Annotated in this window: 5 protein-coding genes; 2 read left to right on the plus strand and 3 right to left on the minus strand. The window is 71.0% G+C overall.

The window, feature by feature from the left end:
• A partial coding sequence (locus DMC18_RS27050; RefSeq protein WP_233248250.1) for a hypothetical protein occupies positions 1-127 on the plus strand: 127 nt, incomplete at its 5' end.
• Positions 128-340: 213 nt separating this feature from the next.
• Here DMC18_RS27050 and DMC18_RS21590 read toward each other — a convergent pair.
• From DMC18_RS21590 to DMC18_RS21600, 3 genes are all read right to left on the minus strand, one after another.
• On the minus strand, positions 341-1972 hold the full coding sequence (locus tag DMC18_RS21590; RefSeq protein ID WP_110122119.1) for a Na+/H+ antiporter: 1632 nt from the start codon (positions 1970-1972) through the stop codon (positions 341-343).
• 131 nt (positions 1973-2103) lie between these two features.
• Positions 2104-3030: a hypothetical protein gene (locus DMC18_RS21595; protein WP_110122120.1), complete on the minus strand. Its 927-nt coding sequence runs from the start codon at positions 3028-3030 to the stop codon at positions 2104-2106.
• A gap of 104 nt (positions 3031-3134) precedes the next feature.
• Positions 3135-4661 carry an aldehyde dehydrogenase family protein gene (locus tag DMC18_RS21600; protein WP_110122121.1) on the minus strand — a complete coding sequence of 509 codons (1527 nt, stop codon included), beginning with the start codon at positions 4659-4661 and terminating at the stop codon, positions 3135-3137.
• A 151-nt stretch (positions 4662-4812) separates the two neighbouring features.
• Here DMC18_RS21600 and DMC18_RS21605 point away from each other — a divergent pair.
• Positions 4813-5642, plus strand: an 830-nt coding sequence (locus tag DMC18_RS21605) for a polyprenyl synthetase family protein (RefSeq protein ID WP_233248248.1), incomplete at its 3' end; no start/stop codon positions are given.

The following is a 5642-nucleotide window of genomic DNA, read 5'->3' on the forward strand; positions in this document are numbered from 1 at the left end:
ACGCGGCTATGTCGACGACGTCATCATGCCCCACGGCACCCGCAAGCGCATCGTCCGGGCGCTGCATTCGCTCAAGGGCAAGGTGCTGACCAATCCGGCCAAGAAGCACGACAACATTCCGCTGTAAGGACGCCCGCCGCCCGCAGAACGCGCCTCTCCATCCGTAAAATCCCCGCGAAAGCGGGGACCCAGGCTTTTTCTGAAGCCCCAGGCGCTCGACGATAAAACACCTGGGTCCCCGCTTTCGCGGGGATTTTACGGGAGGGGTGCTCCGCCCCTCAGCAGATACTTCCCCCTCCGGCCCTCCGGGCCACCTCCCCCTTCAGGGGGAGGATCTAAGTCACACTTTCAGCCGCGCCTCGGCCAGGTCGATCTCGCGCATCAGCCTGGTCTGCGCCTCGCCGGCGACCGCCCGTTGGCGGATCAGCCCGTGCAGCGCCTTGCGCTCGGCCTGCAAGGCCACCAGCCGCACCTCCTTCTCGAAGCCGCGTCCGCGATGAGCGGCGACGGCGGCCTCTCCGGTCTGGGCCAGGCCGTCCAGGCGGTCGCGATAGATGTCGACCACCCGGGCCGAGGCCGTCTGGAAGTCGGCGTCCGAGGCGTGCGGCGAGGCGGCCTGCATCTGCTCGACCGCCTGGACGGCGGCGATGGCCAGGGCCTCGCGGGCGCGCTCGGCCTGCTCCTGGCCGGCGGTGTCGGGCGGCAGTTGCAGGTTCTTCATCAGCAGGGGCAGTGCGGTCGCCGAGATCAGCAGCGACAGCACGATGACCCCGGCCGCCAGGAAGATGGCCAGGTCCCGGGCCGGGAAGGCCTCGCCCGAGGCGGTGACCAGCGGCAGGGTCAGAACGCCGGCCAGGGTGATGGCCCCGCGCGCCCCGGCGCAGGCGGTGGCGGCGATGATCTTCCAGTCCGGGCTGGACCGCTCGTCGCCGCGACGCTTGGCGCGCAGCAGGGTCAGCTTCAGCGAGCCCCACACCCAGGCGAAGCGCAGAGCGCCCAGGCTCAGGGTGATGGCGACCACATAGACGCCCAGCCACCAGGGCTCGTGGTGTCCCGTGGTCTGCACGGTCTCGACCGCCCCGGCCAGGATCGACGGCAGCTGCTCGCCCAGCAGCACGAAGATCACGCCGTTGGCGGTGAACTGCAGGGTGTCCCACACCATGTTGCGGCGGACGCGGGTGGCGGCGACGGTCTGGCGGGCGACCTCCGAGAAGCTCATGGCCACGCCGGCGGCGACGGCGGCCAGGATGCCCGAGGCGTGCACCCGCTCGGCCAGCAGATAGGCGGCGAACGGGATCAGCAGGCTGATCAGGGTCTGGGGACCTGCGTCCTCGGCGCCCGCCCGGCTCAGCCAGGCGTTCAGGGTGGTCACGACCAGCGTGGTCAGTACGCCGACCACGATCCCGGCCAGGGCCACCCAGGCGAAGTTCAGCACCGCCTCGTGCAGCACGAAGCTGCCGGTCAGGGCCGCGGCGATGGCGAAGCGCAGGCAGACCAGGCCCGAGGCGTCGTTCAGCAGCGACTCCCCCTCCAGGATGTGCATCAGCCGCTTGGGGATCGGCACCCGCTGGGCGATGGCCGAGACCGCGATCGGGTCGGTTGGCGAGATCACCGCGGCCAGGGCGAAGGCCACGGCCAGCGGCATGGCCGGGATCATCCAGTGGATCAGGAACCCGGCCCCGACCACGGTCAGCACGACCAGGCCCAGGGCCAACTCCAGGATCACCGGCAAGTCCTTGAAGAACTCGTCCTTGGGGATCCGCCAGCCGTCGAGGAACAAGAGCGGCGGCAGGAAAAGCAGGAAGAAGAGATGCGGATCGAGCGAGACCGGCGTCTTGGTGACCAGGGCGATCAGCGCGCCCAGGCCGATCTGCACCAGGGGCGCGGGGACGGCCAGCGGCAGGAACCGGGCGGCGGCGCCGCTCAGGACGACGGCGGCCAACAGGGCCAGAACGATCTCGACAGTCTCCACGCCTTAAAACGCCTCCTTTGGGCCTCGTCTCCGTTGGGATCGAGGTTACCCTAGGGTGATGCGTCCGGCGGCGCGACCCACAAACCTCGCCCCGCGGCGAACCGCGGGGCGAGGCTCTCAGAGGCTGGGCGTCAGGCGTCCACCGGCTCGCGCGCGGTCGTCGTCGCGCCGAGGCCGGCGGTTATCGCCTGGGCGTAGTCGGCCGGGGTCGGCTCGCCGCCATTCGAGGCCTCGGTCGACCAGATGCCGCCGCTGTTCCACAGGAAGCCGCCGGTGATCCCGGTTCCCGCCGACTGGGCGAAGGCCTGCTCGATATAGCTGGGATCGCCGCCGTCGGCGCCTTCCACCGCATAGCCCGGCACGATGAACGCCCCGGGGTTGGTCACCCCGGTGTTCGGCGTTCCCTGCACGGCCGCGATCCAGTCGCTCGGCGTGTTGCTGGCGCCGCCCGCATAGCATTGCAGGTTCATCCACTTGACGATCTGGGACTGGCCGTTCTGGGCGTAGACCGCGCTCAGCGCGCCGGTCCAGAAGTCGGTGGCGGTGTAGGGGCAGTAGGTGGCGTAGAGGCCCAGCGACCCGACGTCGAGCGTCAGGGTGACGATCATGGTCTGCTCGTCGTTGGTGTAGCCGGTCTGGGACTCGTAGTCGAAATCGACGCCGCTGACCCCGAAGGCCGACTTCAGCGCCGCCAGGTTGGTCTTCACCGCGTCGCGCGAGCCCAGCCAGGCGGTGAAGTCGCTGGTGGTGCCCCAGGCGCCGACCGAGACGATCAGGTCGCGCACGCTGCCGCCGGTCATCAGCGCCTTGATCAGTTCGGGGAAGTCCGGATTGACCCCGCTCTTGCCGTCGGTGGCGTACTGGATCTTGCCGTCCTGCACGAACAGCGTGTCGTTCAGATAGAGGTCGCCGCCGTCGTGAATGTGGATCGACCACAGGATCACGGTGGTGACGCCCTGGTTCAGCTGCGCCGCCTGCTCGGCATAGGGCACGGGCGGGGTGGGATAGCCGTCCTGGAACAGGCCGTTGCCGTAGATGGCGATGGGATAGGCCGACATGACGTTGCCTCCGGCTCGGAATGAGCGGGCGCACGCTAGTTCGCGCAACAACCTGGGAGTGTGAATTTTCTCACCTTCTCCAAGAGTTGATATGGCCAAGCTCCCTACAGGTCGAACCGCACCCCCTGGGCCAGGGGCAGGGCGCCGGAATAGTTCACCGTGGCGGTCTGGCGGCGCATGTACTGCTTCCAGCTGTCGGAGCCGCTCTCGCGCCCGCCGCCGGTCTCCTTCTCGCCGCCGAAGGCCCCGCCGATCTCGGCGCCAGACGGGCCGATATTGACGTTGGCGATGCCGCAGTCGCTGCCCCAGGGGCTGAGGAAGCCCTCGGCCTCGCGCACGTCGTTGGTCATCACGCAGGACGACAGCCCCTGGGGGACGTCGTTCTGGATCGCCACCGCTTCGTCGAAGTCCGCATAGGGCACGACGTAGAGCAGCGGCGCGAAGGTCTCGCGGGCCATGCCGGCCGTCGGCGCGGACAGGCGGGCCACGGCCGGGCGGACGTAGAAGGCTTCCGGCGCCTCGGTTTCGCGCAGCCGCTCGCCGCCGACCACGTCGGCGCCGTCGGCCCGGGCCTGGTCGAGGGCATGGACGAAGGCCTCGTAGGCCCCCTTGTCGATCAACGGGCCCAGCAGCACGCCGTCCTGGCGCGGATCGCCGGCTGGCAGGCGCTCGAAGGCGGCGGCGACGGCGTCGCCGACCTTGTCGACCAGACTCTCGTGCACGATCAGCCGGCGAAGGCTGGTGCAGCGCTGGCCGGCCGTGCCGGCGGCCGAGAACACGATGGCGCGCAAAGCCAGGGAGAGATCGGCGCTGGGCGTCACGATCATGGCGTTGTTGCCGCCCAACTCCAGGATCGAGCGGCCGAAGCGTTCGGCCACCAGCGGGGCGACGGCCTTGCCCATGCGGGTCGAGCCGGTGGCCGAGACGAGAGGGATGCGCGGGTCGCGCGCCAGGCGCTCGCCGGCGTCGCGACCGCCCAGCACCACGCTCGACAGGCCGGCCGGGGCCTCGTCGCCGAAGCGGGCCAGCGCCCGTTCCAGCAGCGCCTGGGTCGCCAGGGCGGTCAGCGGCGTCTTCTCCGATGGCTTCCAGACCACCGGATCGCCGCAGACCAGGGCCAGGCAAGCGTTCCACGCCCAGACCGCAACCGGGAAGTTGAAGGCGCTGATCACCGCCACCGGCCCCAGCGGATGCCAGGTCTCGCGCATGGCGTGGCCGGGGCGCTCCGAGGCGATGGTCAGGCCGTGCAGCTGTCGCGACAGGCCGACGGCGAAGTCGCAGATGTCGATCATCTCCTGCACCTCGCCGGCGCCTTCGGAGGCGATCTTGCCGGCCTCCAGCGTCACCAGGGCGGCGAGGTCGGGCTTGGCGGCCCGCAGCTCCTCGCCGAACAGCCGCACCAGTTCGCCCCGGCGCGGGGCCGGAACGCAGCGCCAGGTCCGGAAGGCCCGCGCCGCGCCGGCGACCTTGGCCTCGATGGCCTTGGCGTCGTCGAAGGCGACATGGGCCAGGACCTGGCCGTCGATCGGCGAGCGCACCGGGCTGCCCCCGTCGGCGGACAGTCCATCGACGCCCAGGCGGGCCAGGATCTCGCGGGCATGGGCGGCGGGAGCGGGGAGGGGCTTGGACATGCCGCCATGGACGCGCCCCTCGGGCGTCGGGTCAAGACCCGCATACCGCAACCCGCTTGGGTTGACGCAGCGGCGGGGCGCCTTCAAATGAATCGCCCGCGACGGGGTGGCTACGTACGGCGCGACTCGCGAGATGGACGACCAGGGCACGTTGCAACAAGTCCAACAGGGACTCCCGACGCGGGTCGAGGCCCTGCGCGCTCGCGTCGATCGTCGCCTGGCCGAGCTGGCGCCCGCGCCGGGCACCGCGCCCGACCGTCTGGTCGAGGCGGTGCGCTATTCGCTGCTGGCCCCGGGCAAGCGTTTCCGTCCGATGCTGGTGCTGCTGGCCGCCGAGGCGTTCGGCGCCAATGAAGGCGCGGCGCTCGACGCGGCCTGCGCCTTCGAGATGATCCACGCCGCCTCGCTGGTGCTCGACGACCTGCCGGCCATGGACGACGCGGGCCTGCGTCGCGGCCTGCCGACCATCCACCGCGCCTTCGACGAGGCCACGGCCATCCTCGCGGGCGTCGGTCTGCTGAACCAGGCCTACGCCGTCATCGCCGCCGACAAGGCGCTGCCTGGCGAGCTGCGGGCCGAGATCGTGGCCCGCGCCGCGCAGGCCGTCGGCTTCATGGGTCTGGTCGCCGGCCAGGCCCGCGACCTGCTCGACCGCGACCAGCTGCGCGACATGGCCGCCATCGACCGCCTGAACCACGAGAAGACCGGCGTGCTGATCATCGCCGCCGCCCAGGTCGGGGCCCTGATCGGCGGCGCCGACGCGGCGGCCGTCGAGCAGGTCGGCGAATTCGCCCGCCGGGTGGGCCTGGCCTTCCAGATCCGCGACGACATCATCGACGCCGAGGGCTCGGTCGAGGCCGCCGGCAAGGACGTCGGCAAGGACGCCGCCATGACCACGGCCGTGTCGCGCCTGGGCCTGGCCGGCGCCCGCGCGGCCATGGAGGAGCATCTCTCCGCCGCCGAGGCCGCCCTGGCGAGCGC

Source organism: Caulobacter sp. D5 (assembly GCF_003185805.1).
Lineage (GTDB): Bacteria > Pseudomonadota > Alphaproteobacteria > Caulobacterales > Caulobacteraceae > Caulobacter.

What these genes read in the sequence shown, in the direction of transcription:
- DMC18_RS21595 (WP_110122120.1), bottom strand. Translation starts at nt 3,030, where the DNA reads ATGTCGGCCTATCCCATCGCCATCTACGGCAACGGCCTGTTCCAGGAC.
- DMC18_RS21600 (WP_110122121.1), bottom strand. Translation starts at nt 4,661, where the DNA reads ATGTCCAAGCCCCTCCCCGCTCCCGCCGCCCATGCCCGCGAGATCCTG.